The organism is Halomonas gemina, from assembly GCF_023554995.1.
Classification (GTDB): domain Bacteria; phylum Pseudomonadota; class Gammaproteobacteria; order Pseudomonadales; family Halomonadaceae; genus Halomonas; species Halomonas gemina.
Window position 1 is genome coordinate 78,740 of sequence record NZ_JAMJPK010000008.1, and the last position, 26,604, is coordinate 105,343.

Consider the following 26,604-nt stretch of genomic DNA (forward strand, 5'->3'; position numbering starts at 1 on the left):
ACCCGCATCAGAGGAGACCGCCCGTGGCGGAGCTGAGAACCGAGGAAGAACAGCTTGAGGCCATCAAGCGCTGGTGGAAGGAGAACGGGACCTCGCTGATCGCCGGCGTGGTCATCGCCGCGGCCGGCGTGTTCGGCTGGAACGCCTGGCAGGACTATCAGGCGAGCAAGGCCGAGGCTGCCTCCATGCGCTACCAGCAGCTGCTCGACCTCACCGGCCGGGACGACCTGGACGACGATGCCCGACAGCGTGCCGACGAGCTGGTCGGCGAGATCATCGACGAGCACGGCAAGACCCTCTACGCCGACCTGGCACGGCTGCTCGACGCCCGCCTGGCGGTCGACGCGGGTGACCGGGAACGGGCCCGGGCCGCCCTCGAGGCGGTGGTCGAGGGCAGCGAGCGCGACTACCTAGAGGGCCTGGCGCGCCTGCGCCTGGCCCGCCTGCAGCTCGCCGAGGGCAGTGCCGAGACGGCCCTGACCACCCTGGAGGGCGTACCCGAGGCCCTGGCGGCCCAGCGCGCCGAGGTGCGCGGCGATGCCCAGCATGCCCTGGGGCAGGCCGACCAGGCCCGTGAGGCCTGGCGCGAGGCCCTGACCCTCGCCGACAAACGTGACCAGCCGCTCTACGGCGTTCAGCTCAAGCTGGACGACCTCGGCGCCGAGGAGGCCACCCTATGAGACCGACCCTGCTGATTGCCGCTGCCGCTTCCCTGGCCCTGCTGGCCGGCTGCGCCGGCAAGGCCGAGCCCGAGTATGCCCCGCGCGAGCTGACGTCCCTGGACGCCACCACCGAGCTGGAGACCCTGTGGCGCGAGCGCGTCGGCAAGGGGCTGGGCGAGGCCGGCTACCCGGTGTCACCGGCCCAGGACGGTGACACCCTGTTCGCCGCCGACGGCCGGGGCCTGGTGGCGGCACTGGACGCCGACAGCGGCGAGACCCGCTGGGAGGTCGAGCTCGACACACCGGTCTCCAGCGGCCTGACCGCCGTGGCCGGCAGCCTCTTCCTGGCCACCCGCAACGGCGAGGTGCTCTCCCTGGACCAGGCCGATGGCGAGATCCAGTGGCGCTCCCGGGTCACCAGTGAGGTGCTGGCCGCGCCCCAGGCCAACCAGCAGCTGCTGGTGGTGCAGGCCGTCGATGGTCGCGTCACGGCCCTGGACCGCCAGAGCGGCGACGAACGCTGGGTCTACAGCGGCCCGCGCCCCTCGCTGACCCTGCGCGGCACCGGCACCCCCACGGTGATCGACCCGGTCACCTTCGCCGGCTTCGCCAATGGTCGCCTGGTGACGCTGGACAACCGCAGCGGCCAGCCGCTCTGGGAGCGCCGCATCGCCATTCCCCAGGGGCGCAGCGAGATCGACCGCCTGGTCGACCTGGCCGGTCAGCCGGTCCTTACCCAGGACGGCCGGCTCTTCGTGACCAGCTACAACGGCCGCCTGGCCGCCCTCGACGCCCCCTCCGGCGAGGTGCAGTGGGCGCAGGAGCTCTCCAGCTACCACACCCCGATCCTGGTGGGAGACTTCCTGTTCGTGGTCGACGAGGCCAGCCACGTCATCGCCGTGGATGCCGGGTCCGGCAACGAGATCTGGCGCAACGAGGCCCTCGAGGGGCGTTCGCTCACCGCGCCAGCCTATGCCACCGACCACCTGGTAGTGGGCGACGTCGAGGGCTACCTGCACCTGATCGATGCCCGCGAGGGTGAGATCGTCGGCCGCACCCGCGTCGACGGCTCGGGGATCGGCGTGCGCCCGCTCACCGACCGGCGGCGCATCTATGCGCTGGCCAACGACGGCACCCTGGAAGCCCTGGAGCTTCGCCCATGACGCCGGTGATCGCCCTGGTCGGCCGTCCCAACGTCGGCAAGTCGACGCTCTTCAACCGCCTGACCCGCTCGCGGGACGCCCTGGTGGCGGACTTCCCGGGGCTGACCCGCGACCGCAAGTACGGTAACGGCATGCTCGGCGACAAGGCCTACACGGTGATCGATACCGGCGGCATCAGCGGTGACGAGGAGGGCATCGATGCGGCCATGGCCGAGCAATCGCTGGTGGCCATCGACGAGGCCGACATCGTGCTCTTCCTGGTCGACGCCCGCGCCGGCCTCAACGTCGCCGACCAGGCCATCGCCAACCACCTGCGGGTCAACCAGAAGAAGACCTGGCTGGTGGTCAACAAGGTCGACGGCCTGGAAGAGCACAGCGCCATGGCCGACTTCTGGCAGCTGGGGCTCGGCGACCCGCACCCCATCGCCGCGGCCCATGGCCGCAACGTCACCACGCTGATCGAGGAGGTGCTCGAGCCCTTCCCCGCGCGTGACGAGAGCATCCCCGCGGACACCGGCACCAAGGGGATCCGCATCGGCGTGATCGGCCGCCCCAACGTCGGCAAGTCGACCCTGGTCAACCGCCTGCTCGGCGAGGAGCGGGTGGTGGTCTTCGACGAGGCCGGCACTACCCGCGACGCCATCGAGATTCCCTTCGAGCGGCGCGGCAAGCCCTACGTGCTGGTGGACACCGCCGGGGTCAGGCGCCGCAAGAACGTCCGCGAGATAGCCGAGAAGTTCTCGATCATCAAGACCCTGGAGGCGATCAAGGAGTGCCACGTGGCCATCGTGGTGCTGGATGCCCGCAGCGGACTGGTGGAGCAGGACCTCCACCTGCTGGACTACGTGCTGACCAGCGGGCGTGCCCTGGTGCTGGCAGTCAACAAGTGGGACGGCCTGGAGCACGAGGCCAAGGAGTCGATGCGCACCGAGATCAAGCGCCGCCTGGGCTTCGCCGACTATGCCGATCTGCACTTCATCTCGGCGCTGCACGGCACCGGGGTGGGGGACCTCTACCCGTCACTGGAGCGCGCCTTCGCCTCAGCCAACGCCCACTGGTCCACCAACCGCCTGACCACCATCCTCCAGGACGCCGTGGAGGCCCACCAGCCGCCCCTCGTGCGCGGGCGACGGATCAAGCTGCGCATGGCCCACCAGGGCGGCAGCAACCCGCCGATCATCGTGGTCCACGGCAACCAGACAGGCTCGCTGCCAGAGGCCTACAAGCGCTACCTGACCAACACCTTCCGCAAGGTGCTCAAGGTGCGCGGCACCCCGATGCGCTTCGAGTTCCGATCGGGCGAGAACCCCTACGACTCGCTGGCCGGCGCCAGCGACCGTGAGAAGGCCAAGAAGCGGGAACTGGGCCGCACCAAGGAGGCGCGCAGGAGCCGCCGCTGAGCCACCCTCCCCTGGCCTTCATGTCCGCCGCGCCCGGCCCGGTCATCACGACCTGCCGGGCGCTGTCGTCAAGCGCCGACAGTTCCGCTTCTGCCGAGGGCAGGGAGGGGCCCCGACGGCTTGACGCGAGCCACCATTGGCCCTGAAATACGCCCCTCGCTGCAATGCAGCACCGCTGCTCTCCCTGAGGATTCCACGATGCTCATCCGTCGCCTGACGCGCCGCTGGCGCCTGCTCGCCCCGCTCTGCCTGGCTGCCCTGCTCGGCGGCTGCCTGGCGATCCCCCAGACCGGCCTCTTCGCCTTCCGCCTGGCCGTGACGTCGCTGGGGGTGGAGGAGGTGCGCATCGGCCCCTACGCCGTGGATGCCCGCCTAGACACCAGCGATATCATGTCGCTGGCGATGTCGAGCCTCGGCGCCGGCAGCCTGCCGCTGCAGGCCACCCTGGCCATGGGGCTCGGCCTGCCCACCGGCATGCCGCCGGTGGAGATGGCCGGCTTCCGCTGGACCCTGGACATGCCCGGCGTGGAGCCGGTCAGCGGCGACTACGAGCAGGACGTGACCCTGACCTCGGGCGATGACGCCAAGCTGCGCCTGCCGGTTGCCTTCGACCTGCTGGGTGGCGACGGCAAGCGGCTGGCCCCCATGGTGGAGCTCGCCAGCCAGCTGGCCCGCCAGGGGGAGCTGCCCGCTGGCAGCGAACTGGCGATCACCCCGGGGGACCTGCGCGGCCTGGGCATGACCCTGCCCGCCGGCCTGCTCACTCCCACCATCCGCCTGGGCGTGGGCGAGGATGGCTCGCTGATTCCGCGGGGGTAACGTGGCCAGAGCACAAGCGGGGCGCCGGGAACAGGTCGTAGAGGGGGTCCTACGCCAGGGATGGCGTCGGTAGCGCCCATGGATGGGTTCACAGCGCCCCTCATAGGCCTGTCGCCGGATCAGCCCCGTTGCCGGGATTTTGCTGAAGTTCTATCTTACTTCCCGTGCAGGCGCCGGCGGCCCACCCACTGGGTGGCGAACTGCCAGGCGCCGCGACCGCTGCGCCCGCCGCGCAGGGTGGCGAAGCGGATCGCCTCGGCCCGCGCCTCGGCGTTCCAGTCCTCGCGATGGCCCAGCTGGCTGACCCAGTGACAGCAGGCCTCCAGGTAGACGTCCTGGTTGAAGGGGTGGAAGCCCAGCCACAGCCCGAAGCGGTCGGAGAGCGAGATCTTCTCCTCCACGGCATCGCCGTGGTGGAGCTCATCGCCCACCAGTCGCGAGCCCTCGTTGTCGCTCATCGACTCCGGCAGCAGGTGGCGGCGGTTGGAGGTGGCATAGAGCAGCACATTGGGCGGCGGCCCGGTCAGGGCCCCGTCCAGCACGCTCTTCAGTGCCTTGTAGGCATCGTCGTGCCCCTCGAAGGAGAGGTCATCGCAATAGACGACGAAGCGCTGGCGCTGGTGGCGCAGCTGCTCCACCAGCACCGGCAGCGCCGCGAGGTCATGGCGGTCCACCTGCACCAGGCGCAGCCCCTCGCCCGACAGGCTGTTGAGCAGGGCGCGGATCAGCGACGACTTGCCGCTGCCCCGCGAGCCCCACAGCAGGGCGTGGTTGGCCGGGTGGCCCTGCAGGAAGGCCCGGGTGTTGTCGACCAGCGCCAGCTTCTGGCGCTCGATGCCCAGCAGGTCGTCCAGCGCCAGGGCATCCCGGGGCGGCACCGGCAGCAGCCGGCCTCCCAGGGCATGGCGCTGCCAGAGGGCGGCGACGTCACGCTCCCAGTCCACCTCCAGCGGGGGTGGCGGCAGCCAGTGCTCGACGTGATCCAGCAGCTTGAGCAAACGACGCGACAGCTCGGCGTCCATGAGGCTTCCTCCCGGTGTGCACGTTTCCCGGTTGACCTGACCGGCGTTCGGGGTATCTTGTGGCGAACCTCGACGCCCCGTCCAGAGTCTCAGTGATCTGGAACCGACAGGAGCTCTCCATGCGCTGGACCCATTACCTTGCCGTTGGCGCCCTGAGCGTCAGCCTCGCCGCCTGTACCACCTCGCCCACCGGGCGCTCGCAGCTCACCCTGATGTCCGACGAGCAGCTCGACCAGATGGGGGCCCAGGCCTTCGCCCAGTACCAGCAGGAGCTGCCGACGGTCGGCGGTGCGCCGCTGCGCTACGTGCAGTGCGTCACCGAGGCCGTGGTCCGCGCCCTGCCCGAGCGGGAGCGCAGCCAGAACTGGCAGGTCAAGGTCTTCGAGTCCGAGGATGCCAACGCCTTCGCTCTCCCCGGCGGCTACGTGGGCATCAACACCGGCCTGCTCCATGTCGCGCAGAACCAGGACCAGCTCGCCGCGGTGATCGGCCACGAGATCGCCCACGTGCTGGCCCGCCATGCCAACGAGCGCGCTTCCACCCAGACCGCCACCCAGCTCGGCCTGTCGGTGATCTCGTCGGCTTCCGGCATGCAGGGCGCCGGGGGCGAGACCATGATGGCGGCGCTGGGCATGGGCGCCCAGTACGGCATCCTGCTGCCCTTCTCGCGGCGCCACGAGAGCGAGGCTGACACCCTGGGCCTGACCCTGATGGCCGATGCCGGCTTCGACCCGCGGGCCAGCATCGCGCTGTGGGACAACATGGGAGCCGCCGGGAGCGGCGCCCGGCCACCGGCCTGGATGTCCACCCACCCCAGCCACGGTCAGCGCATCGGCGGCCTGGAGGCGGCCATGGGCGAGGCCATGAGTCGCTATGAACGGGCCCGCAACGCCGGCCGCACGCCCAACTGCCCGCGCCCCTGATAAAGAAGACTCGACGCACATGCTGAAGATCGGATTGCTGCTGCTGGTAGCGCCCATCCTGGTACTGATGGGCGCCTACTTCATGGAACTGGGTGACGTGCGCGACTGCCTGCTCGTCCAGGAGGGGCACTGGGACTACCAGGCGGGTGTCTGCCGCGAGACCGTCCAGCCCTTCGTGCCCTGGATCGACCGCCACCCCTGGCTGGTCAATGGCGGCATGCTGACCTCGGTGGCCGGCGTGGCGCTCTGCATGGTGGGGCTCTACGTCAAGAAACGCTGAAGGCTCCACGTCAAGAAGCGCTGAAGGCTCCACGTCAAGAGGCGCTGAAGGCTCCACGTCAAGAGACGCTGACGGCGTCCAATCATCGCTATCCTCGGGGCTGACCCGGTGGCAGTCGTTCGCGCTTTCTTAAAGCGCCTGCCTTAGCCTCTCCAGCACCGGCGCGGTATCGGGGCGCCTGCCGCGCCACTGAAAGAAGGACTCCGCCGCCTGCTCCACCAGCATGCCCAGGCCGTCGACGGTCTGGGCGCCACGCTCGGCGGCCCAGTGCAGGAAGACCGTGGGCTCGGCGCCATACATCATGTCGTGGGCGGTGGCACGCGGCGTGAAGAGGTCATCGGGCAGCGGTGGCAGATCGCCCGCCAGGCTCGCACTGGTGCCGTTGATCACCAGGTCATAGGGCCCTTCCACCGCCTCGAAGCCGCCGCCGACGATCGCGCCCAGGTCACGGAAGTCGACGGCCAGGGCCTCGGCCTTGGCCGCGGTGCGGTTGGCCACCCGCAGGCTCGCCGGCCCCTGGGCCAGCAGCGGCTCCAGCACGCCGCGCACCGCGCCCCCGGCGCCCAGCACCAGGATCCGCGCCCCGGCCAGCGCCACCCCATGGCGCTCGAGGTCGCGCACCAGGCCGATACCATCGGTGGTGTCTCCACGGGTCTCGCCATCGTCGCCGAGGATCAGGGTGTTGACCGCCCCGGCCCGGCGGGCGCGCTCGCTGAGGGTGTCGCAGAGGCGGAAGGCCTGCTCCTTGAAGGGCACGGTGACGTTGGCTCCGCGGCCGCCCTCGGCCACGAAGCGTCGCCAGGCGCCGGCGAAGTCATCAAGCGGCGCCTCGGTCGCGACGTACTCGATGTCATCACCGACCTGGTCGGCGAAGTCGGCGTGGATGGCCGGCGACTTCGAATGGCCGACCGGGTGGCCAAAGACGCAGTAGCGATCGGTCATGGTGTTTTCTCTCCTTCAGAACCATCGCAGATAGCTGTGCGTTGCGGGGCTGGTTACTTCACAATGGCCCCATCGGTTTCTTCCAGCCAGTCGCGGGGACGCAGATAGTCGTCATAGAGGCGCGCCTCGGGGCTGCCCGGCTCGGGGTGCCAATCGTATTCCCAGCGCGCCAGGGGCGGCAGCGACATCAGGATCGATTCGGTGCGCCCGCCGCTCTGCAGCCCGAACAGGGTGCCGCGGTCCCACACCAGGTTGAACTCCACGTAGCGTCCGCGACGATAGAGCTGGAAGTCGCGCTCGCGCTCGCTCCAGGGCGTGTCGCGACGGCGGCGCACGATGGGCAAGTAGGCATCGAGGAAGGCGTCGCCGACGGCGCGCTGGAAGGCGAAGCACTGTGCGAAGCCGCCCTCGTTGAGGTCGTCGAAGAAGAGCCCGCCCACGCCGCGGGTCTCGTCGCGATGCTTGAGATAGAAGTAGTCGTCGCACCAGGCCTTGTAGCGGGGGTAGACCTCCTCGCCGAAGGGGGCGCAGGCGTCGCGCGCCACCCGGTGCCAGTGCACCACGTCCTCATGCACCGGGTAGTAGGGCGTCAGGTCGAAGCCGCCGCCGAACCACCAGACGGGGGCTTCCCCCGCCTTCTCGGCGATGATGAAGCGCACGTTGCCATGACTGGTGGGCACATGAGGGTTCTCGGGATGGAGCACCCAGGAGACCCCCACCGCATGGAAGCTGCGCCCGACGAGCTCCGGCCGCGCCGCGGTGGCCGACGGCGGCAGGCGCTCGCCGAACACGTGGGAGAAGTTCACCCCGCCCTTCTCGAAGAGCCGGCCGTGCTCGATCACCCGTGAACGGCCACCGCCGCCCTCGGGTCGGTCCCAGGCGTCCTCGCGGAAGCGGCCGCCATCCTCGTCGGCCAGCGCCGCGCAGAGGCGCTCCTGGAGGTCGAGCAGGTAGGTCTTGACGTCATCGAGATTGGCGTTGGCCAAGGGAGCCTCCTGGGCTGGAAGGGAATGGGCTGGAAGGAGGCGCGTCAGGAGCGCAGTACGCGTCCGGAGACCAGGTCACGGATGGTACTGGGGCGTTCGTGGCCGCCCAGCGGGCCGTCCAGCACGGCATCGAGCTCAGCACCGAAGACGGCCCGGACCTGCTCGGCGCTCATTGCCGGCGGCTCGCCGGCCCGGTTGGCCGAGGTCGAGACCACCGGCCCGCCGAAGGCCTCGCAAAGCGCCACGACCAGCGGATGGTCAGAGACCCGCAGCGCCACCCGGTCATGGTCGCCGCGCACCAGGGGGCGGGCGCGACCATTGTCGGGCACCAGCCAGGTCGCGGGTCCCGGCCAGCTCGCGGCCAGGGGCGCATGCAGCGCGACGGGCAGCCCCTCGAGCCAGGGCGCGAACTGGCCGATGCTCGCCGCCACCAGGATCACGCCCTTGGCCGGGTCGCGCGCCTTGAGGCGCAGCAGGCGGGACAGGGCCTGCTCGTCGTCCGGGTCACACCCCAGCCCCCAGACGGCCTCGGTGGGGTAGGCGATCACGCCTCCGGTACGCAGGGCCGCAACGGCCTCCTCAAGAGCAGTGGCCTCGATCATGGGTCTCCTCGCCTCGTCACGACATGCCGGATGACCGGCCTCAGGGGGGCATATGCTATCACGCTCCCGGCCGGGTCGGCAGGCGCACCCAGCCACCGGCGGCCTGGGTCACGGCGCCCTCCAGCTCCAGTTCGAGCAGGCCGCGCTGGCAGTCGGCGACGCCCCGGCCGGTCAGTGCCACCAGAGCATCCACCGGTGTGGGGGTGTCGCTCAGCCAGCGCAGCAGCGAATCCTCTCCCACCTCGGCCGGTCCGGGCCCCGGCATCGACGCGGGCGCGGCGGCCACGGCCCACTGGCTGAGCTCGGCGAGGATGTCGTTCAGGTCGCGGACCAGCACGGCGCCATCGCGGATGAGCTGCAGGCAGCCCCGGGCCATGGGGTTGTGGATCGAGCCGGGCAGGGCGAAGACCTCGCGGTTCTGCTCGAGGGCCAGCCGGGCACTGACCAGCGAGCCGCTGCGCTCGGCGGCCTCCACCACCAGCACGCCCAGCGATAGGCCGGTGACGATGCGGTTGCGACGGGGGAAGAAGCCGGCCCGAGCCGGGGTGCCCGGGGGATGCTCGGAGAGCAGCAGTCCGCCGCTTTCCTGCAGGCGCCGATGAAGGCGATGGTGACGCGGCGGATAGATGACGTCGACCCCGCAGCCGAGCACCGCCACGCTCGCCCCGCCGGCGTCGAGTGCGGCCTGCTGGGCCGCGGCATCGATGCCCAGCGCCATGCCGCTGACCACGCACCAGCCCCGCCCGGCCAGTTCCCGGGCGAAGCCTGTGGCATTGGTCAGCCCCTCGCGGGTCGGCCGCCGCGAGCCGACCATGGCCAGTCGCGGCGGAGCGAGGGCCTCGAGGTCGCCCAGCGCCCAGAGCACCGGCGGGGGATCGGCGATCTGCCCGAGCAGTCTCGGCCAGGCGGGATGGTCGGGGTGGATCAGGTGCCGGCCTGGTTCGGCAGTGAGCCAGGCCTCGTCGGCCGCCAGTTCGGCAGAGAGCGGGCTGCGGGCGGGATGGTCGAGCCACAGCCGCAGGGACATGGCCGCCTCGCGCGGCAGCACCGCCAGCCAGCCATCCGGCCAGTCAGGCCGCGCCGCCACCAGCTCGGCCAGACGCGCGGCCCCCATGCCGGGCAACCGGGCGAGGACCAGCCATTCCCGCGCCTTCAACGTCGGGCCCCGTCCTAGCGCAGCGCCGTATCCAGCAGGCGCTGCGGGCTGTGGATACGATCGCCCACGGAGAGCGTGCGGCTGGCCTGCATCACCAGCCCATAGCTCATCTTCTCGTAGGGACGAAAGACCATCACCAGGCCGGCATCCTCGCCTGGCAGGCGCAGCGACTCGCCGGTGCGCGGGTCACTGACCAGCTCGCCGCGCTGCTCGACCCTCAGCACATGGCCCGCCTCCAGGCCGTCGCGCCGTCCACGGTCGAGGGCCACCACCTGCAGGCGGCCGATGAAGCGCACGCCGCCGGGCACCGCCAGGATGCGCCCCTCGACCTCCCGGTCGGGGGCCCGGGGCAGGAACTCGGTGACCAGCCGGCGATCCTCGAGCGGCAGCACGATATCGTCGTTGCGCACCTCCTGGCTGGAAGTGGTCACCTCCAGTACCGCGATGTCATCCTCCTGACGCAGGCGGCGCGCCTGGCCGACGCTCTCCAGCTCGAGGCCGAGCGGCTCGCCAGTGGCGCTGTCGACATAGCGCTCGCCCACCCGGTAGATGCCGAAGCGGCCGCCGCCCTCGACCCGGCCGCGGGCATAGAGGCGGTCGCCGCCGCCGCTGACCAGGCGGCCATCGTCTCCGGCGACCACATAGGCCAGCTCGTCGAGCGTCTCGGGATCGTCGATGACGCGGTGCTCGCGCAGGAAGTGGCGCACGGCATCCAGGGGAATCGGCTCGATGGCCTCGCGATGCGGGGTAGTGCGGACCTCCGGCGACAGCCGTACCATGCCCTGGCCGCGTTCGAGGCCGAGACAGGGGCGCCCGTTGCAGTCATAGAGGTAAACGACGTCACCGGGATAGATGAGGTGCGGATTCTCGATCTGCGGGTTGACCTGCCACACCTCGGGCCACTGCCAGGGATGGCGCAGGAAACGGCCAGAGATGTCCCACAGGGTGTCCCCCCTGACTACCGTATAGCGATCCGGGGCATCGCCCCTCAGGCCATCCTCCCAGGAGAGCCCCTGGGCCTGGACCAGCGTGGCGGCGAGGCCCAGGGCCCCGCCCACCAGCAGGGCACCGAGCCCCCCCTTCAGCCGCTGGCGCCATCCCGCTGCGCATCCTGTCTGTCTCATCCCTGCTCTCCCCCGCGTTGCTGGCCTCACGCCTGGCGCCATGGAACGACGACGACGTGGTATAGTCAGACGCTATTGATGTGATGCACGCTCGGCGGTTTCACCCCCGGGCGCCAACTTCTAGAATAGTGTCATCTTGTAAATGACAGCATAACGGTGATTCCAACGCCATGGCCAAATTACCCATCCTCGAATTTCCCGACGAGCGGCTGCGCACCATCGCGACGCCGGTCGAGGCGGTAGACGACGAGGTGCGCCGGCTGGTCGACGACATGCTCGAGACCATGTACGACGCGCGCGGCATCGGACTGGCCGCTACCCAGGTGGACGTGCATCGCCGGGTCATCGTCATGGACGTCAGCGACGACCAGTCGCAGCCGCTGGTGCTGATCAACCCGGAGTTCACGCCCATCGGTGACGAGCGCGAGCCGATGCAGGAGGGCTGCCTGTCGATCCCCGAGTACTACGCCGATGTCCCCCGCGCCCTGAAGGTCCACCTCAAGGCGCTGGATCGTGACGGCCAGCCCTTCGAGATGGAGGCCGAGGGCCTGCTCGCCCACTGCATCCAGCACGAATACGATCATCTGGAAGGGATACTGTTCGTCGACTACCTCTCCGTGCTCAAGCGTGACCGGGTGATGAAGAAGATGCAGAAGCGGCACCGTCTGACGCAGCCCGCCTGATCCCCTGCCGAAACGGACCTCCCGGAGAAGGCCGGCGCCGTCGCGCCGGCCTTCGTTGTTTACGGCCACCTCCGTTATCATGAGGGGCATCGCCCACTGGCAAGGCCCTGAACATGTCCCGACCCCTGCGCGTCATCTTCGCCGGCACCCCCGACTTCGCCGCCGAGAGCCTGGCGGCGCTGCTGGCGAGCCGCCACGACGTCGTCGCCGCCTATACCCAGCCCGACCGCCCGGCCGGCCGCGGCCGCAAGTTGACGCCGAGCCCGGTGAAGGCCCTCGCGCTGGAGCACGGCCTGCCGGTCTTCCAGCCGGCGACCCTCAAGGCGCCCGAGGCACAGGCCGAGCTGGCGCGCCATGAGGCCGATATCATGGTGGTGGTGGCCTACGGGCTGATCCTGCCCCGTGCCTTGCTGGCGATCCCGCCGCTGGGCTGTCTCAACGTGCATGCCTCGCTGCTTCCGCGCTGGCGCGGTGCGGCCCCCATCCAGCGGGCCATCGAGGCCGGCGACGAGGAGAGCGGGGTGACCATCATGCAGATGGACGCGGGGCTGGACACCGGCGACATGCTGCTGGTCAGGCGTACCCCGATCTCGGCCACCACCACCGGCGGCGAGCTCCACGACCGCCTGGCGAGCCTCGGCGGCCAGGCCATCGTCGAGGCCCTGGATGCCCTGGCCGGCGAAGGGCTCGACGCCACGCCCCAGCCCGAGGCAGGGGTCACCCATGCCGCCAAGCTCTCCAAGGTCGAGGCGGAGCTCGACTTCCGCCGCCCGGCCGGGGAGCTCGCCGCCCGGGTCCGCGCCTTCAACCCCTGGCCGGTGGCCTGGTGCGCCCTGGGGGACGACCGCCTGCGCCTACTGATGGCGCGGGCCGCCTCTCCCGCCCCGGGCGAGGCCCCGGAGCCCCCCGGCACGCTGTTGTCCCACGGCCCCGATGCCCTGCGCATCGCCTGCGGGGAGGCCGGCGAGCAGGTGCTCGAGGTGACCCGCGCCCAGTTGCCCGGCGGCAAGCCCCTGGCGGTGAGCGAACTGCTCAAGGCCCGCGCCGAGCGCCTCGCGCCCGGTATCCGACTGGGACACATCGATGAGGAGGCCACCCCATGAGTCAGGCAACCCCCGCGCCCCGCGACCGGGAAGGCAGTCGCGACAACGGCCTGGCCGTGCGGGCCGCCGCGGCCCGCGCCCTGGCCCCGGTGATCACCGGCAAGGGGTCGCTCACCGGCCTCGACGACCATCAGGTTGTGGCACGCGACCGCGCCCTGTTCAAGGCGCTCTGCTTCGGCACCTGCCGAACCCTGCCACGCCTCGAGGCACTGGCCGGCAAGCTGCTGGTCAAGCCGTTCAAGGCCCGCGACGCCGACGTCCAGGCCCTGCTGCTGCTTGGCATCCACCAGCTGCTCTACCTGCGCATCCCGGCCCATGCCGCCGTCGGCGAAACCGCCGGCGCCGCTCGCCTGCTGGGCAAGGAGTGGGCCACCCGGGTACTCAACGGCTGCCTGCGTCGCCTGCAGCGTGAGAGCGCCGAGCTCCAGGCCGAGGTCGACCGCGACCCGGGCGTGGCCCTGCTGCATCCCCGCTGGTGGCTCAAGGCCCTGCGTCAGGCCTGGCCCGACGACTGGCACGCCATCTGCGAGGCCAACAACACGCCGGGACCCATGACGCTGCGGATCAACCGCCGCCATGGCGACCGCGAGATGTACCTGGACCGCCTCGCCGCCGCAGGCATCCCGGCGCGTCTCTGTCCGCATGCCCCGGACGGCCTGACCCTCGAGGCGCCCCGCGATGTCGAGACGCTGCCCGGCTTCGCCGCGGGCCATGTCAGCGTCCAGGACGAGTCGGCCCAGCTCGCCGCCGTGCTGCTCGGCCCGTCGCTGGCCCCGCGGCCCGGCGCCAGGGTACTGGACGCCTGCTGCGCCCCCGGCGGCAAGACCGCCCACCTGCTGGAGCTGTTCGACATCGACCTGCAGGCCGTCGACAGCGATGCCGCCCGCCTGGCCCGGGTCGAGGACACCCTGTCGCGCCTGGGGCTCGCCGCGACCCTGGCCGAGGGCGACGCCACCGGCCGCGACTGGTGGGACGGCACGCCCTTCGACGCCATCCTGCTCGATGCCCCCTGCTCCGGCAGCGGCGTGATCCGCCGCCACCCCGACATCAAGCGGCTGCGCCGCCCCTCGGACATCCCCAGGCTGGCCGAGCTCCAGGCCCGGCTGCTCGACAACCTCTGGCCGCTGCTGCGCCCCGGCGGCACCCTCCTCTACGCCACCTGTTCGGTGCTGCCCGAGGAGAACGCCGAACAGATCGACCGTTTCCTCGCCCGCACCCCGGAGGCGGTGGCGACCACCCCGAGCGACATGGCCTGGGGCCGCGCCGCGGGCGCCGGGCGACAGCTGCTGCCGCAGCCCGACAGCCACGACGGCTTCTTCTATGCCAGACTGGAGAGGCGCCCCGCCTGAGGGCGGGCATTCCACTCCCTGATACTGGAGGTCCCATGAGCCACCACACCTACAAGCACATCGAGCTGACGGGCTCCTCGGAGAAGGACATCGAGGACGCCATCCAGAGCGCCCTGACCAAGGCGGCCGAGAGCCTGCATGGCATGCGCTGGTTCGAGGTCGTGGACACCCGCGGCCATATCGAGCACGGCCGGGTCACCCACTGGCAGGTCACCCTCAAGGTCGGCTTCACCCTCGACTGAGCCACGACACGACCTGTTCTTCTCACGGCGGCTGGTTTAGGCTTGCCCCGTCATGTTGCGGCGCACAAGGTGCGCCGCCCCGATACACCTCGGCCTGACCGGAGCGGACGGCAACGACCATGAAGATCATCATCCTCGGCGCCGGCCAGGTCGGCGGCACCTTGGCCGAGCACCTGGCCCGGGAGGAGAACGACATCACGGTGGTGGACACCGACGGCGAGCGCCTGCGCGAGCTGCATACCCGCCTGGACATCCGCACGGTCGTCGGGGCCGGTTCCTACCCCATGGTGCTCCGCCAGGCCGGCTGCGAGGACGCCGACATGCTGATCGCGGTGACCAACTCCGACGAGGTCAACATGATCGCCTGCCAGGTCGCCCACACCCTGTTTCGCACGCCGACCAAGATCGCCCGGGTACGCGCCACCGCCTACCTGACCCGCAAGGGACTGTTCGCCCACGAGGCGGTGCCCATCGACGTGCTGATCAGCCCCGAGCAGGTGGTCACCGACCATATCCGCCGGCTGATCGAGCACCCCGGTGCTCTGCAGGTGCTGGAGTTCGCCGGCGGCCTGGTGCAGCTGGTGGCGGTGAAGGCCTTCTACGGCGGCCCGCTGGTCGGCCAGGAGCTGGGCTTCCTGCGCCGCCACATGCCCAGCGTCGATACCCGGGTGGCGGCCATCTACCGCCAGAACCGGCCGATCATCCCCCGCGGCGACACCGTGATCGAGGCCGACGACGAGGTCTTCTTCATCGCCGCCCGCCGCGACATCCGCGCGGTGATGAGCGAGCTGCGCCGCCTCGACCGCGACTTCCGCCGGGTGATGATCGCCGGCGGCGGCAACATCGGCGAGCGCCTGGCCGAGCACCTGGAACACAGCCACCAGGTCAAGATCATCGAGCACAACCTCGAGCGCTGCACCCAGCTCTCCGAACGCCTCGACCGCACCGTGGTGCTGCACGGCAGTGCCACCGCCAAGCGGCTGCTGGAAGAGGAGAACATCGAGGACTGCGACATCTTCTGCGCGCTGACCAACGACGACGAGGTCAACATCATGTCGTCGATGCTCGCCAAGCGCATGGGCGCCAAGAAGGTGCTGACGCTGATCAACAACGCCGCCTACGTGGACCTCGTCCAGGGCGGCGAGATCGACATCGCCATCTCGCCCCAGCAGGCCACCATCGGCAGCCTGCTGACCCACGTGCGGCGCGGCGACATCGTCAACGTCCACTCGCTGCGCCGCGGCGCAGCCGAGGCCATCGAGGCCATCGCCCACGGCGACACCCAGTCCTCCAAGGTGGTGGGACGCACCATCGGCGAGATCGACCTGCCCCAGGGCACCACCATCGGCGCCGTGGTGCGCGGCAAGGAGGTGCTGATCGCCCATGACGACGTGGTGGTGGCGTCCGGCGACCACGTCATCCTGTTCGTGATCGACAAGCGCCGGCTGCGCGACGTGGAGCGACTCTTCCAGGTCGGGTTGACGTTCTTCTGATGAGGAGAGCCGCCCGATGAGCCTGCGCATGATCCTGCGCATCCTGGGCCTGCTGCTCATGATGTTCAGCCTGACCATGGTGCCACCGATCCTGATCTCGCTGCTGTTCGCCGACGGCATGTGGGAGGCCTTCGCGGTGGCCATAGGCATCACCGTGGCCACCGGAGCGGTGATGTACCTGCCCAACCGCCACGCCCGCAAGGAGCTACGCACCCGAGACGGCTTCCTGATCGCGGCACTGTTCTGGAGCGTGCTGGGGCTGTTCGGCGCGCTGCCGCTGATGCTCACCGGCGACACGGCCCTGGCCCCCACCGACGCCGTCTTCGAATCCTTCTCGGGCCTGACCACCACCGGCGCCACGGTGATCACCGGCATCGAATTCCTGCCCAAGGCGGTCCTCTACTACCGCCAGCAGCTGCAGTGGCTGGGCGGCATGGGGATCGTGGTGCTGGCCGTCGCCATCCTGCCGACCCTGGGGGTCGGCGGCATGGCCCTCTACCGCACCGAGATCCCGGGCCCGCTGAAGGATTCCAAGCTCACCCCGCGCATCACCGAGACGGCCAAGGCGCTGTGGTACATCTACGCCAGCCTGACCCTGACCTGCATGCTGGCCTACATGGCGGCCGGCATGGACTGGTTCGATGCCCTGGGCCACAGCTTCTCCACCGTGGCCATCGGCGGCTTCTCCACCTATGACGCCAGCATCGGCCACTTCGACAGCGCGCTGGTCGAGATGATCTGCGTGTTCTTCCTGATCGTCTCCGCGGTGAGCTTCAGCCTGCACTTCCTCGCCTGGCGGCAGCGCAGCGTGACGCACTACTTCCAGGACCCGGAAGCGCGTTTCCTGATGCTCTTCCTGATCAGCCTGACCGTGATCACGGTCCTCTCGCTCTGGCTGACCGACACCTACAGTACCGAGCTTGGGCTGCGTCACGGCCTGTTCGAGGTGGTCTCGGTGGCCACCACCGCCGGCTTCGCCGTGGCGGACTTCTCCACCTGGCCCGGCGCCCTGCCCTTCCTGCTGTTCGTCGCGGCCTTCGTCGGCGGCTGCTCGGGCTCCACCGGCGGCGGCATGAAGGTGATCCGCATCATCCTGATCCTCAAGCAGGGCATGCGCGAGGTGATGCGCCTGATCCACCCCAATGCGGTGATCACGGTGAAGATCGGCAAGGTCAGCGTGCCGGACGGCATCGCCCAGGCGGTATGGGGCTTCTTCTCCGCCTACGTGATGCTGTTCTTCCTGATGCTGGTGGGGGTGATGGCCACCGGGGTCGACCAGGTCACCGCCTGGTCCACGGTGGGCTCAGCGCTCAACAACCTGGGCCCGGCGCTGGGCGAGGCCTCCGCCCACTATGGCGACCTGCCGGAGCTGGCCAAGTGGATCCTGGTGATGGCCATGCTGCTCGGCCGCCTGGAGATCTTCACCGTACTGGTGCTGTTTACCCCGGCCTTCTGGCGCAAGTAGCAGACCCGAGGCAAGCGTCGCAGCGGGTTTGGCCCGTCGGCGGGCTTCGTGGATAATCGCCCTTTCACTCCATACTGCCCGAGCGTCCATGACCGACTCCCAGGACTCCGTGACCACCGCCCCCCAGGACGACACCACCAGCGGCCCGCGCCGGGTCCTGCAGGTGGGCGAGACCCGCTATACCCTGCTGGGCACGGCCCATGTCTCCGCCGAGAGCGCCGCGGACGTGCGCGCGCTGATCCGTTCCGGCGATTACGACGCCGTGGCCATCGAGCTTTGCGACTCGCGCCACCACAGCCTCACCAACCCCGATGCCCTGGGCGAGCAGGACCTGTTCCAGATCTTCCGCCAGGGCAAGGCCGGCATGGTGGCGGCCAGCCTGGCGCTGGGCGCCTTCCAGCAGCGCGTGGCCGAGCAGTCGGGCATCGAGCCGGGGGCCGAGATGCGCGCCGCCCTGGAGGAGAGCCGTGACGCCGGCCTGCCGCTGTTGCTGATCGACCGCGACGTGGGCATCACCCTCAAGCGCATCTATCACAACGTGCCCTGGTGGCAGCGCTTCTCGCTGTTCTCGGGGCTGCTCGGCAGCGTGCTGTCGCGCCAGCAGGTCTCCGCCGAGGAGATCGAACGGCTCAAGGAGGGCGACGTCCTGGAGTCCACCTTCAGCGAGTTTGCCGCCGAGTCGGAATCCCTCTACACGCCGCTGATCAGCGAACGGGACCGCTACATGGTGCTGCGCCTGGCGGAGGATGCCGGCCCCGGACGCTATCGCCACGTGCTGGTGGTGATCGGGGCCGGCCACATGAAGGGCATGGCCGAGCAGCTGGAGCAGCCACTGCCCGCCGACCCCGCTGCGGAGCGTGGGCGCCTCGAGGTCACCCCGCCGCCGTCGCGGATCTGGCGGGCGCTGCCCTGGCTGATCACCGCTCTGGTGCTGACCGGCTTCGCCATCGGCTTCTCGCGCAACACCCAGTTGGGCTGGCAGCTGGTGGGCGAGTGGTTCCTGATCAACGGCGTGCTCTCCGGGGCGGCCACCCTGGCGGCCCTCGCCCACCCGGTCACGGTGGCGGCGACCTTCTTCGCCGCGCCGCTCACCTCGCTCAATCCCACCATCGGTGCCGGCTTCGTCGCCGCCGGGGTGGAGCTGTGGATGCGCAAGCCCAAGGTGCGGGACTTCTCGACCCTGCGCCATGACGTCACCGAGCTCAAGGGCTGGTGGCGCAACCGGGTCTCGCGCACCCTGCTGGTCTTCCTGACCGCCACCCTCGGCTCCGCGGCCGGGACCTGGATCGCCGGTTTCCGCATCGCCGGAGCGCTGTTTGGCGGCTGACCTCCCTGCCGGGGCGAGTGCCATGACGGTGCCCGCCACCGGCTCCGAGCGCTCGCGCCACAGGCGTGGCGGACATTGGCATGAGAGGTGCTGAGCCCCGGCATGAGAGAAAGCAGAACCCGCGCCCTGTCCCCCTGACCTATGTTCAAGGCAGCGGCAGCGGCGGCGGCCCCGTGGGCGCCGCCGTTGTGGCCTTGATGGACCACCATCCATGGCGATCATCCGGAAGAAGGCCTCCGGATGAACACGGGGGACAATCGTATGAAAACGGCCATCCTATCCTTGGCGCTGAGCTTCGTTTTCCTGGGAGCCTCATCTGCCTCTGCAGAGTCCGAGGACATGCTGCAGCTGGCGGAGGAGAAGCAGTGCCTTAGCTGCCACGCCCGGGACGATGAAACCCCGCGGGCGCCGGGCTTCAACAGCATTGCCGCCAAGTACGCGGGGGGAGAGATGAGGGGCTACCTGGTCGAGGTCGTGATGACAGGGGGCGAGGATCACTGGGGGTCGGCGACCATGCCGGAATCTGGCGAGCGTGCCGAGGTGAGCGAGGAGGAGGCCGAGCAGCTGGTCGACTGGATCCTGAGCAAGCACCAGGAGTGAGGCCGCCCCATGGCGCGTGACCCAACGATCGCGTCAGCGGGGAGAGGCCGCAGGCTCAGCGAAGGGCTCGTTCCCGCAGACGCCGCATCGCCGCCGTCGGTGCCTCGAGCTTCTCGTGGCGCCGACTGGCCGCGTAGCTGTCGTTGAAGGCATCGAAGTAGTCGTCGAGCACCTCGGCCGCCTGCGTGTCTCCGGCCTGGCGCAGCAGCTCGATGGCAACTTCGGCGGTACAGAGGTGCGCGGCGGAGGCCGGCTTGCGCAGCCGGTAGCGGGTGAGCCGCTCGGTGGCCAGCGGCAGCACCGGCAGCCGGTCGAGGTAGGGACTCTTGCGGAAGATCCGCCGGGCTTGCCGCCAGGTCCCGTCGAGGATGATGAAGACCGGTATCCGGCCACCTCGCTGACGCTCGGTGACGGCTTCCATGCCCACCACCCGGTCGGCATAGTCCGGCTGGTCGTCGGGGAAGATCACGAAGGGCGCGTAGCGCGCGTCCTCGAGCAGCGCCAGCAGCCGCTCGTCGGGCGCCGTGCGGTACCAGGTAAAGACCTCGGTGCCGGGCAAGATGTCGGCGATGAGCCGCCCGGTATTGGTGGGCTTGTGGTGTTCCAGAGGGTGGGTGAGCAGCCACACCCGCGCCTCGCTGGTGGCCGTGACCCGATAGGGACACAGGCAGTTGAGCACCGGCAGATTGCAGCACTCGCAGCGGGTGACGAAGCTTCCCCGGGCCTTGAACTCACGGCGCGGCGGCCGCGGATGACCAGTGGCGGGGTCACTGGAGAGCCCGGTGGCGGGGTCGCGCTCGATGACGGCGTCGTGGAAGGTGTCGTCCTGCATGTGCGGCATGGTCCCGGACCGAAGGGGCCGGCATTCTAGCATGGGCCATGCGCTTGTTGCTGCTTGCCCCCTGCTACGCGAGTAGCGTCTCCGGAAGCCAGAGCCTCCCCTCACGCGTCCAGTGTCGCACCAGTGCCGGCACCCCCTTTCCGGCCGGCTGGCCGAGGCCGGTGACGCCCGGCGGGGTCAGGGCATCGGCCTCGGGGTCGACCAGCACGCAGGGAGCGTCGAGGGGCGCATGCTCGAGCAGCGAGGCCGCCGGCATCACGGCGAGAGAGGTCCCGACCACCAGCAGCAGGTCGGCCTGGGCGGCGATCTCGCAGGCGTCCGCGAAGTGCGGCACCGCCTCGCCGAACCACACCACGTCCGGGCGCAGCTGGCTACCCTTGTCGCAGATGTCCCCCAGGCGGATGCCACCGCGGGGCAGCGGGTAGTGCATGCGCGGGTCCACCGAGGAGCGCGCCTTGAGGATCTCGCCATGCAGGTGCAGCACGTGGCGTGAGCCGGCGCGCTCGTGCAGGTCATCGATGTTCTGGGTGATGATGCTGACCTGGAAGCCCTGCTGCTCCAGCGCCGCCAGGGCCTTGTGGGCGGCATTGGGACGGGCCCGGCGCACCTGGTCGCGCCGCTGGTCGTAGAAGCGCAGCACCCGCTCGGGGTCCCGCCGCCAGGCCTGGGGCGTGGCGACCTCCTCCACGGGGTGATCCGCCCACAGGCCATCGCTGGCGCGGAAGGTCTGGATGCCGCTCTCGGCACTGATTCCGGCCCCGGTGAAGACCACCAGGTGGGGGCGTCTCGGGTCACCCATGGGTCGCCTCGTGCTTGCTGTGCCTGTCGCGCCTTGCTCAGTAGGTCAGGCCATTGTCGTCGCCACCGGCGAAGCGCCGCTTGTTGCGATAGGGATAGACGTCGATCACCCGACCGTCGAGGATCGCCCGCTGCAGCCCCTTCCAGTAGTCGGCATCGAACAGCTCCGGGTGGAGCTGGTAGAAGCGCTTGCGCAGCCGCACGTCGGCGAACAGGAAGGGGCCGAATTCCTCGGGGAAAATATCATTGGGTCCCACCGAGTACCAGGGCTCGTCGGCCAGCTCCTGCTCGGGGTACATGGGCTCGGGAATGTGCCGGAAGTTGCACTCGGTCAGGTAGCTGACCTCGTCATAGTCGTAGAAGACGACCCGGCCGTGGCGGGTCACGCCGAAATTCTTGAGCAGCATGTCGCCGGGGAAGATGTTGGCGGCGGCCATCTGCTTGATGGCATTGCCGTAGTCCTTGAGCACCGCCAGGGTCTCCACCTCGTCGCACTGCTCTAGGTAGAGGTTGAGCGGCGTCATCATGCGCTCGGTATAGCAGTGCTTGATGATGACCTTGTCGCCGCGCAGGTAGACGGTGGAGGGAGCCACCTCCAGCAGGTGCGCCAGGCAGTCGGGATCGAAGTGGTCCTGGCGGGCGATGAAGTTGGAGAACTCCTGGGTATCGGCCATGCGCCCCACCCGGTCGTGGCGCTTGACCAGGCGATACTTCTCGCGGACGTTCTCGCGGGTCATCTCCTTGCTCGGGTCGAAGCGGTCCTTGATGATCTTGAACACCGTGCGGAAGGAGGGCAGCACGAAGACCGCCATGACCATGCCACGCACCCCCGGGGCGATGATGAACTGGTCCTCGCGCTTGGCCACCTGGCGGTTGAGGGCGCGGAAGAACTCGGTCTTGCCGTGCTTGAAGAAGCCGATGGAGGCATACAGCTCGCCCTGGGGCTTGTCGGGCATCAGCTCCTGCAGGTAGTGCACGAACTCGCTGGGCACCACCACCTTGACCTGGAAGTAGGCGCGGGTGAAGGAGAAGATGATCGACACCTCGTCGGGCTCGATCAGCACGGTATCCAGGTGCAGTCCCTCGCCCTGCTCATGCAGCACCGGCAACACCAGCGGTACCTGCTGGCCACCGCCCAGTATCCTGCCGACCAGGTAGGCGCCCTTGTTGCGGTAGAAGACGCTCTTGATCAGTTCGATCTCGGCCTCGGGGTCCTCGAGGATGGCCCCGGGCAGCAGCTGCTGGAGCACTTCGCTGCCCAGGGCCGCCTCACGCTCCAGGTCGACGAAGGACGTCTCGAAGCGTGCCTCGCCCAGCGCCCAGCGCAACCCCGCCGCCCAGTCCCCGCCCACCCGCCGATGGCGGCACAGCTCGAGGCCGGAGTGGTGCGCCGCCCGCTCCCGGGAGCTGTAGACGAACATCCAGTCGTTGCGGATGTGGCGGTGGTGGAAGAGCGAGCAGAACATCGAGTTGAAGAAGGTCTCGGCCAGCTCGTAGTCCAGCCGCTGGTTGATCAGCTCGGCGTAGTGGCGCCGGGCTTCCCCCCAGCACTCGCAGTGGGTCAGCAGGTCATCGTCGAAGGTGCGTCTCAGCCGTGCCAGCGTCTCCTGCACCTTCTCGTCATAGAGGTCGATGCGCTCCGCCGAGGCCTGCTGGGCCTCGCGCCAGGCGGCGTCCCGAAAGCGGCGACTGGCATCCGCGGTGATCTGCTTGAAGCGCGAACGGTACTCGTCGAAGCCATGCAGCACGGTGGCGGCGAGGTGATAGGCGGGCGAATGCTTCATGATCGGGCTCCGGACAGCGAGACCCCCAGCATGACGAATTGTGCAGCGCAAGGCGAGCCGACCAAGGTGGCGCCCGCCAGGGCCGCCGTCGGCCTCATTCGCCCTCACCCAGTGCCAGCACATGCACCAGCGCGCGCCACAGGCCCCAGCCGTCCCGCCAGCCCGACGATACCGCCACGTGCTGCAGCGCCCCGGCCTCGAAGAGGCGAGCCTGCCCCGGCGGCAGGGCATCGTGCAGGCGTCGGCTGTGGCTGAACGGGATCACCCGGTCCTGCGGTCCATGGATCAGCACCAGCCTGGCCTGCAGGCTGTCGAGCGAGCGGCGCGAGGGGTCCAGCGCCTCGAGCTCCCTTGCCAGCGCTGGCGGCAGCCTGCCGATCAGGGCCTCCACGCGGCCCGGATCCTCGTTGGTCACCAGATCAAAGAGCGCCCTGCCCGAGCCCCCCAGCCGCTGGGCCTCGGCACTCACCGGGGCCGCGTGGTCCGCCAGCCCGCGCCGGGCAATGGTCTCGAGCAACGCCCGGTCCTGCTGGTCCTCCAGCCATTGCAGCTGGCTCAACAGCACGGCCCAGCGCGCCTCCCGCTGCGGCGGGGGGACCGCCCGGCCGACCTCGCCGCGGTCCTCGCCGGTGGTGACATAGCGCAGCATGTCCGTCATGTCATAGTAGCCGCCCACGGCCACCACGAAGCTCACCCGATGGGCCACCGCCTCGTCCATGGCGGCGATCAGGGCCGGTCCCACCGCGAAGCTGACCGCCGCCACCGCGGTGCGCGGCGGCACCTCGGGCGACGCCCGGGTGGCATGGCGGATGGCATCGACGATGGCCTCTACCTCGCGGGTGCTGATGGAGTAGTCCCGCAATCCGTCGAGTTCCGGCACCATAACCGTGAATCCCACCCGGCCGAGGGTCATCGCCAACGCCACCAGGCGCGGGTCGCGACGGCCCTGTTCGGTGAAGCCGTGCACCAGGATCAGCGATCCCCGGCTGGGCACTCGGGGGTGATAGAGATCGGCCTGGTAGGCGCGACCCTGGCGCGCATAGTGGAGGCCCTCCCGGCGGGGTGGCTCGCTGCGACGCTTCAGCCGGCTCTCCCCGTCGCCCGCCGACAGGTCGCCCAGCACCATCAGGGCCTGGTGATTCCGGTTCAGGCTGGCACAGCCCGCCAGCAGGGCGGGGAGCAGGCTCAGCGCCATCAGCAGGGCCCCCAGACGAAGACGCGTTCTCATGTCGACCAGACTAGCGGCCATGACGACCTCGCACCGGACTTTCGCGATCGCGACGGAGCACGGATGGATGACAGCAGGCCGTCGGCCGGCGACAATGGCGCCCCCTTGATCCCGTGACCGTGCCCCCGATGACACCCGCGCTGAGCCTTCTCCATCAGGATGACCACCTGGTCGCCGTGCACAAGCCGGCCGGCCTGCTGGTGCACCGCAGCGCGCTTGCCCGCGGCGAGCGCGAGTTCCTGCTGCAACGGCTGCGCGACCAGCTCGGCCGTCGGGTCTATCCGGTCCACCGCCTGGACCGCCCGACCTCCGGGGTGATCGTCTTCGCCCTCGACCCCGAGACCGCGGCGGGCCTCCAGGCGGCCTTCACCGCCCGCCGGGTGGAGAAGCGCTACCTGGCGGTGGTGCGTGGCGTCGGCCCGCACCAGGAGCGGCTGGACTACCCCCTTCGCGAGGAGGAGGGTCGCCGCCCCAAGGCCGAGATGCCAGCCATGGAAGCGGTGACCGAGATCCGTCGACTCGACAGCGTCGAGCTGCCGGTCCGGGTGGATCGCTACCCCCAGAGCCGCTATTCGCTGATCGAGGCAAGGCCGCAGACCGGCCGCCGCCATCAGATCCGCCGCCATCTCTCGCGGCGAGGCTACCCGATCATCGGCGATGCCAAGCACGGCAAGGGCAACCATAACCGTTTCTTCGCCGAGCACCTGGCGTGCCCGCGTCTGCTGCTGGCGGCGGTGGGCCTGGCCTTCGATCACCCGGTGAGCGGCCGGCGCCTCGAGCTCTGCTGCCCCCTGGATGCCTGCATGACGACGCTCTTCGAGCGCTTCGGCTGGTCGGGCCACCTGCCGGCGCCGTCCCGACACCACGACCGCCCGAGCGTGATGCCATGACCGATTCCGCCCCCTTCACCGCCCCCGCTGCCGCCCCGGACGACTACGATGCCCGCTTCGGCGGCATCCGCCGGCTATATGGCCAGCGTGCCGCCGAGCGCTTTCGCCGCGCCCACGTGGTGGTGGTGGGCGTGGGCGGCGTGGGGAGCTGGACGGTGGAGGCCCTGGCACGCTCCGGCATCGGCAAGCTGACGCTGATCGACCTCGACGACGTCTGCGTCTCCAACGTCAACCGCCAGCTGCACGCCCTGGACGGCACCATCGGCCGCCCCAAGGTGGAGGTACTGGCCGAGCGCTGCCGGGCCATCCAGCCGGGCATCGAGGTGGTGGCCGACACCGCCTTCGTCACCCCCGCCAACCTGGCAAGGCGCATCCCCCTCGACGCCGACCAGCTGGTGGACGCCATCGACAGCGTGGTCGCCAAGGCGGCGCTGATCGCCTGGTGCAAGCGTCGTAAGCTGCCGCTCGTGGTGACCGGCGCCGCGGGTGGCCAGACCGACCCCACCCGCATCCGGGTGGCCGACCTGACCCGCACCGAACACGACCCGCTGCTCGCCAAGGTGCGTGCCCGGCTGCGTCGCGACTTCGGCTTCTCTCGCAACCCGAAGCGGCGCTTCTCGGTGGAGTGCGTCTACTCGGACGAGCAGCTGGTCTATCCCGGCGCTGATGGCGAGGTGTGCTTACAGAAGCCCGCCGACGGGGAGGCCACCCGGCTCGACTGCGCCTCGGGCTTCGGGGCGGCGACCTTCGTCACCGGCAGCTTCGGCTTCACCGCCGCCGCCCGGGTGCTGGCCCGGCTGGCGAAAGAGGCCTGCGCCACCCCCTGACACCCAGCCCCAGGCCACGCCCCTGAGACCGCGCCCTTGAAACCAAAGGAGCCTTTCCATGGAACACCCCTCCCCTCGCCCCGGCATCTACCGCCACTACAAGGGCCCGCTCTACGAAGTGCTGGGTGTCGCCCGGCACAGCGAGACCGAGGAGCCACTGGTGGTCTATCGCGCCCTCTATGGCGACTATGGCCTCTGGACGCGCCCCCTGGGCATGTTCCTGGAGAGCGTCGAGGTCCAGGGCGAGCCGGTGGCCCGCTTTGCCCTCGAGAAGGCGTTCCCCTGACGCAAGCGCCCCGCGGCCTGGGCCGCGGGGCGCTCGTCGGGACGCGGGGATCGACAGGATCCCTCGCCTCGCGCGTTACTCGTCGCCGGCTTCCTGCATCTGCTTCTGCAGGTAGTTCTCGATGCCAACCTTGTCGATGAGGCCGAGTTCGGTCTCGATATGGTCGATGTGGTCTTCCTCGTCGGCGAGGATGTCCCGGAAGAGGTCGCGGCTGACGTAGTCCTTGACCTGCTCGCAGTAGGTGATGGCCTCGATGTAGTCGTTGCGCCCCGCATGCTCGATCTTCAGGTCGCTCTCGAGCATCTCGCGCACGTGCTCGCCGATGTACAGCTTGCCGAGGTCCTGGAGGTTGGGCACGCCCTCAAGGAAGAGGATGCGCTCGATCAACTTGTCGGCGTGATTCATCTCCTCGATGGATTCGTCATACTCCCACTTGGCCAGCGCCTTCAGGCCCCAGTCCTTGTACATCTTGGCATGCAGGAAGTACTGGTTGATGGCCACCAGCTCGTTGCCGAGCGCGGTGTTCAGGTGTTCGATGACCTTGCTGTCGCCTTTCATCTCATTACCTCGATCACTGTTGTCAGGGGGCTGCTTTTTTTCAGCTTGGCA

General features: G+C 69.7%; 28 protein-coding genes. 17 read left to right on the forward strand and 11 right to left on the reverse strand.

Annotated features, from left to right (window positions below):
• Positions 1-23: 23 nt before the first annotated feature.
• The 4 genes from M8009_RS16580 to M8009_RS16595 all read left to right on the forward strand — a co-directional run bounded on the left by M8009_RS16580 (position 24) and on the right by M8009_RS16595 (position 4,044).
• Positions 24-680 (forward strand): YfgM family protein, encoded by a 657-nt coding sequence (locus M8009_RS16580; RefSeq protein WP_250063251.1) that lies wholly within the window; start codon positions 24-26, stop codon positions 678-680.
• Positions 677-1,825, forward strand: a complete 1,149-nt coding sequence (gene bamB, locus M8009_RS16585) for an outer membrane protein assembly factor BamB (RefSeq protein ID WP_250063253.1) — start codon at positions 677-679, stop codon at positions 1,823-1,825. The genes M8009_RS16580 and bamB overlap by 4 nt, the downstream gene beginning before the upstream one ends.
• Positions 1,822-3,225, forward strand: a complete 1,404-nt coding sequence (gene der / locus M8009_RS16590; protein WP_250063255.1) for a ribosome biogenesis GTPase Der — start codon at positions 1,822-1,824, stop codon at positions 3,223-3,225. Before bamB ends, der begins: the two co-directional genes overlap by 4 nt.
• 198 nt (positions 3,226-3,423) lie before the next feature.
• Positions 3,424-4,044, forward strand: coding sequence for a hypothetical protein (locus M8009_RS16595; protein WP_250063256.1), 621 nt, complete (start codon positions 3,424-3,426; stop codon positions 4,042-4,044).
• 155 nt (positions 4,045-4,199) lie between these two features.
• On the opposite strand, the gene M8009_RS16600 is transcribed toward M8009_RS16595, so the two are convergent.
• Positions 4,200-5,066: an ATP-binding protein gene (locus tag M8009_RS16600; RefSeq protein ID WP_250063258.1), complete on the reverse strand. Its 867-nt coding sequence runs from the start codon at positions 5,064-5,066 to the stop codon at positions 4,200-4,202.
• Positions 5,067-5,185: 119 nt separating this feature from the next.
• Here M8009_RS16600 and M8009_RS16605 point away from each other — a divergent pair, with 119 nt between their 5' ends.
• Both M8009_RS16605 and M8009_RS16610 read left to right on the forward strand, forming a co-directional pair.
• On the forward strand, positions 5,186-5,989 hold the full coding sequence (locus tag M8009_RS16605) for a M48 family metallopeptidase (RefSeq protein WP_250063260.1): 804 nt from the start codon (positions 5,186-5,188) through the stop codon (positions 5,987-5,989).
• Positions 5,990-6,008: 19 nt separating this feature from the next.
• Entirely contained in the window at positions 6,009-6,269 is a 261-nt protein-coding gene (locus tag M8009_RS16610) for a hypothetical protein (RefSeq protein WP_250063262.1), read from the forward strand.
• Positions 6,270-6,398: 129 nt separating this feature from the next.
• Here the strand turns inward: M8009_RS16610 and aroE are convergent, their stop codons facing one another.
• Genes aroE through M8009_RS16635 form a run of 5 tightly spaced genes read right to left on the reverse strand, consistent with a single transcriptional unit; the run spans position 6,399 to position 11,079 of the window.
• On the reverse strand, positions 6,399-7,211 hold the full coding sequence (gene aroE, locus M8009_RS16615) for a shikimate dehydrogenase (RefSeq protein ID WP_250063264.1): 813 nt from the start codon (positions 7,209-7,211) through the stop codon (positions 6,399-6,401).
• 53 nt (positions 7,212-7,264) lie between these two features.
• The gene (gene hemF / locus M8009_RS16620) at positions 7,265-8,197 is read right to left on the reverse strand and encodes an oxygen-dependent coproporphyrinogen oxidase (protein WP_250063266.1); all 933 of its coding nucleotides are present in this window, start codon (positions 8,195-8,197) and stop codon (positions 7,265-7,267) included.
• Positions 8,198-8,241: 44 nt separating this feature from the next.
• Positions 8,242-8,799, reverse strand: coding sequence for an L-threonylcarbamoyladenylate synthase type 1 TsaC (gene tsaC, locus M8009_RS16625; RefSeq protein WP_250063268.1), 558 nt, complete (start codon positions 8,797-8,799; stop codon positions 8,242-8,244).
• 58 nt (positions 8,800-8,857) lie between these two features.
• Entirely contained in the window at positions 8,858-9,955 is a 1,098-nt protein-coding gene (gene dprA / locus M8009_RS16630; protein WP_250063270.1) for a DNA-processing protein DprA, read from the reverse strand.
• Between the two features lie 14 nt (positions 9,956-9,969).
• A complete protein-coding gene (locus M8009_RS16635) occupies positions 9,970-11,079 on the reverse strand; it encodes a LysM peptidoglycan-binding domain-containing protein (protein WP_250063272.1) in 1,110 nt (369 codons plus the stop codon).
• Positions 11,080-11,249: 170 nt separating this feature from the next.
• Between M8009_RS16635 and def the strand changes: the two genes are divergently transcribed.
• The 8 genes from def (at position 11,250) to M8009_RS16675 (ending at position 19,341) form a co-directional block, all read left to right on the forward strand.
• On the forward strand, positions 11,250-11,762 hold the full coding sequence (gene def, locus M8009_RS16640) for a peptide deformylase (protein WP_250063274.1): 513 nt from the start codon (positions 11,250-11,252) through the stop codon (positions 11,760-11,762).
• Between the two features lie 113 nt (positions 11,763-11,875).
• Entirely contained in the window at positions 11,876-12,865 is a 990-nt protein-coding gene (fmt, locus tag M8009_RS16645) for a methionyl-tRNA formyltransferase (RefSeq protein WP_250063276.1), read from the forward strand.
• Complete coding sequence (gene rsmB, locus M8009_RS16650) at positions 12,862-14,214, forward strand: 16S rRNA (cytosine(967)-C(5))-methyltransferase RsmB (protein WP_250063278.1); 1,353 nt, start codon at positions 12,862-12,864, stop codon at positions 14,212-14,214. The genes fmt and rsmB overlap by 4 nt, the downstream gene beginning before the upstream one ends.
• A gap of 35 nt (positions 14,215-14,249) precedes the next feature.
• Positions 14,250-14,456, forward strand: coding sequence for a dodecin (locus M8009_RS16655; protein WP_250063280.1), 207 nt, complete (start codon positions 14,250-14,252; stop codon positions 14,454-14,456).
• 119 nt (positions 14,457-14,575) lie between these two features.
• A complete protein-coding gene (gene trkA, locus M8009_RS16660; RefSeq protein WP_250063282.1) occupies positions 14,576-15,949 on the forward strand; it encodes a Trk system potassium transporter TrkA in 1,374 nt (457 codons plus the stop codon).
• 16 nt (positions 15,950-15,965) lie between these two features.
• Positions 15,966-17,414 (forward strand): TrkH family potassium uptake protein, encoded by a 1,449-nt coding sequence (locus M8009_RS16665; RefSeq protein WP_250063284.1) that lies wholly within the window; start codon positions 15,966-15,968, stop codon positions 17,412-17,414.
• 88 nt (positions 17,415-17,502) lie between these two features.
• Positions 17,503-18,741, forward strand: coding sequence for a TraB/GumN family protein (locus M8009_RS16670; RefSeq protein ID WP_250063287.1), 1,239 nt, complete (start codon positions 17,503-17,505; stop codon positions 18,739-18,741).
• Positions 18,742-19,080: 339 nt separating this feature from the next.
• Positions 19,081-19,341, forward strand: coding sequence for a c-type cytochrome (locus M8009_RS16675; protein WP_250063289.1), 261 nt, complete (start codon positions 19,081-19,083; stop codon positions 19,339-19,341).
• A gap of 55 nt (positions 19,342-19,396) precedes the next feature.
• On the opposite strand, the gene M8009_RS16680 is transcribed toward M8009_RS16675, so the two are convergent.
• From M8009_RS16680 to M8009_RS16695, 4 genes are all read right to left on the reverse strand, one after another.
• The gene (locus M8009_RS16680) at positions 19,397-20,173 is read right to left on the reverse strand and encodes a tRNA-uridine aminocarboxypropyltransferase (protein ID WP_250063291.1); all 777 of its coding nucleotides are present in this window, start codon (positions 20,171-20,173) and stop codon (positions 19,397-19,399) included.
• Positions 20,174-20,246: 73 nt separating this feature from the next.
• Entirely contained in the window at positions 20,247-20,981 is a 735-nt protein-coding gene (locus M8009_RS16685; RefSeq protein WP_250063293.1) for an SIR2 family NAD-dependent protein deacylase, read from the reverse strand.
• A gap of 37 nt (positions 20,982-21,018) precedes the next feature.
• Positions 21,019-22,764, reverse strand: a complete 1,746-nt coding sequence (gene aceK, locus M8009_RS16690) for a bifunctional isocitrate dehydrogenase kinase/phosphatase (RefSeq protein WP_250063295.1) — start codon at positions 22,762-22,764, stop codon at positions 21,019-21,021.
• Positions 22,765-22,858: 94 nt separating this feature from the next.
• Complete coding sequence (locus M8009_RS16695) at positions 22,859-24,013, reverse strand: alpha/beta hydrolase family protein (protein WP_250063298.1); 1,155 nt, start codon at positions 24,011-24,013, stop codon at positions 22,859-22,861.
• 107 nt (positions 24,014-24,120) lie between these two features.
• Between M8009_RS16695 and M8009_RS16700 the strand changes: the two genes are divergently transcribed.
• From M8009_RS16700 to M8009_RS16710, 3 genes are read left to right on the forward strand one after another with little or no spacing between them, the layout of a single operon-like run.
• Entirely contained in the window at positions 24,121-24,882 is a 762-nt protein-coding gene (locus M8009_RS16700) for a pseudouridine synthase (protein WP_250063299.1), read from the forward strand.
• A complete protein-coding gene (gene tcdA, locus M8009_RS16705; protein WP_250063301.1) occupies positions 24,879-25,709 on the forward strand; it encodes a tRNA cyclic N6-threonylcarbamoyladenosine(37) synthase TcdA in 831 nt (276 codons plus the stop codon). The genes M8009_RS16700 and tcdA overlap by 4 nt, the downstream gene beginning before the upstream one ends.
• A gap of 58 nt (positions 25,710-25,767) precedes the next feature.
• A complete protein-coding gene (locus tag M8009_RS16710) occupies positions 25,768-25,995 on the forward strand; it encodes a DUF1653 domain-containing protein (RefSeq protein ID WP_250063303.1) in 228 nt (75 codons plus the stop codon).
• A 75-nt stretch (positions 25,996-26,070) separates the two neighbouring features.
• Here M8009_RS16710 and bfr read toward each other — a convergent pair whose 3' ends face one another.
• Positions 26,071-26,553, reverse strand: a complete 483-nt coding sequence (gene bfr / locus M8009_RS16715; RefSeq protein WP_250063304.1) for a bacterioferritin — start codon at positions 26,551-26,553, stop codon at positions 26,071-26,073.
• Positions 26,554-26,604: the final 51 nt, after the last annotated feature.

What these genes read in the sequence shown, in the direction of transcription:
- rsmB (WP_250063278.1), top strand. Translation starts at nt 12,862, where the DNA reads ATGAGTCAGGCAACCCCCGCGCCCCGCGACCGGGAAGGCAGTCGCGAC.
- aceK (WP_250063295.1), bottom strand. Translation starts at nt 22,764, where the DNA reads ATGAAGCATTCGCCCGCCTATCACCTCGCCGCCACCGTGCTGCATGGC.
- def (WP_250063274.1), top strand. Translation starts at nt 11,250, where the DNA reads ATGGCCAAATTACCCATCCTCGAATTTCCCGACGAGCGGCTGCGCACC.
- M8009_RS16685 (WP_250063293.1), bottom strand. Translation starts at nt 20,981, where the DNA reads ATGGGTGACCCGAGACGCCCCCACCTGGTGGTCTTCACCGGGGCCGGA.
- M8009_RS16665 (WP_250063284.1), top strand. Translation starts at nt 15,966, where the DNA reads ATGAGCCTGCGCATGATCCTGCGCATCCTGGGCCTGCTGCTCATGATG.
- M8009_RS16680 (WP_250063291.1), bottom strand. Translation starts at nt 20,173, where the DNA reads ATGCAGGACGACACCTTCCACGACGCCGTCATCGAGCGCGACCCCGCC.
- tsaC (WP_250063268.1), bottom strand. Translation starts at nt 8,799, where the DNA reads ATGATCGAGGCCACTGCTCTTGAGGAGGCCGTTGCGGCCCTGCGTACC.
- M8009_RS16635 (WP_250063272.1), bottom strand. Translation starts at nt 11,079, where the DNA reads ATGAGACAGACAGGATGCGCAGCGGGATGGCGCCAGCGGCTGAAGGGG.
- bfr (WP_250063304.1), bottom strand. Translation starts at nt 26,553, where the DNA reads ATGAAAGGCGACAGCAAGGTCATCGAACACCTGAACACCGCGCTCGGC.
- M8009_RS16700 (WP_250063299.1), top strand. Translation starts at nt 24,121, where the DNA reads ATGACACCCGCGCTGAGCCTTCTCCATCAGGATGACCACCTGGTCGCC.
- M8009_RS16605 (WP_250063260.1), top strand. Translation starts at nt 5,186, where the DNA reads ATGCGCTGGACCCATTACCTTGCCGTTGGCGCCCTGAGCGTCAGCCTC.
- M8009_RS16675 (WP_250063289.1), top strand. Translation starts at nt 19,081, where the DNA reads ATGCTGCAGCTGGCGGAGGAGAAGCAGTGCCTTAGCTGCCACGCCCGG.
- M8009_RS16695 (WP_250063298.1), bottom strand. Translation starts at nt 24,013, where the DNA reads ATGGCCGCTAGTCTGGTCGACATGAGAACGCGTCTTCGTCTGGGGGCC.
- M8009_RS16610 (WP_250063262.1), top strand. Translation starts at nt 6,009, where the DNA reads ATGCTGAAGATCGGATTGCTGCTGCTGGTAGCGCCCATCCTGGTACTG.
- der (WP_250063255.1), top strand. Translation starts at nt 1,822, where the DNA reads ATGACGCCGGTGATCGCCCTGGTCGGCCGTCCCAACGTCGGCAAGTCG.
- M8009_RS16710 (WP_250063303.1), top strand. Translation starts at nt 25,768, where the DNA reads ATGGAACACCCCTCCCCTCGCCCCGGCATCTACCGCCACTACAAGGGC.
- M8009_RS16595 (WP_250063256.1), top strand. Translation starts at nt 3,424, where the DNA reads ATGCTCATCCGTCGCCTGACGCGCCGCTGGCGCCTGCTCGCCCCGCTC.
- bamB (WP_250063253.1), top strand. Translation starts at nt 677, where the DNA reads ATGAGACCGACCCTGCTGATTGCCGCTGCCGCTTCCCTGGCCCTGCTG.
- tcdA (WP_250063301.1), top strand. Translation starts at nt 24,879, where the DNA reads ATGACCGATTCCGCCCCCTTCACCGCCCCCGCTGCCGCCCCGGACGAC.
- M8009_RS16670 (WP_250063287.1), top strand. Translation starts at nt 17,503, where the DNA reads ATGACCGACTCCCAGGACTCCGTGACCACCGCCCCCCAGGACGACACC.
- M8009_RS16600 (WP_250063258.1), bottom strand. Translation starts at nt 5,066, where the DNA reads ATGGACGCCGAGCTGTCGCGTCGTTTGCTCAAGCTGCTGGATCACGTC.
- trkA (WP_250063282.1), top strand. Translation starts at nt 14,576, where the DNA reads ATGAAGATCATCATCCTCGGCGCCGGCCAGGTCGGCGGCACCTTGGCC.
- fmt (WP_250063276.1), top strand. Translation starts at nt 11,876, where the DNA reads ATGTCCCGACCCCTGCGCGTCATCTTCGCCGGCACCCCCGACTTCGCC.
- aroE (WP_250063264.1), bottom strand. Translation starts at nt 7,211, where the DNA reads ATGACCGATCGCTACTGCGTCTTTGGCCACCCGGTCGGCCATTCGAAG.
- M8009_RS16655 (WP_250063280.1), top strand. Translation starts at nt 14,250, where the DNA reads ATGAGCCACCACACCTACAAGCACATCGAGCTGACGGGCTCCTCGGAG.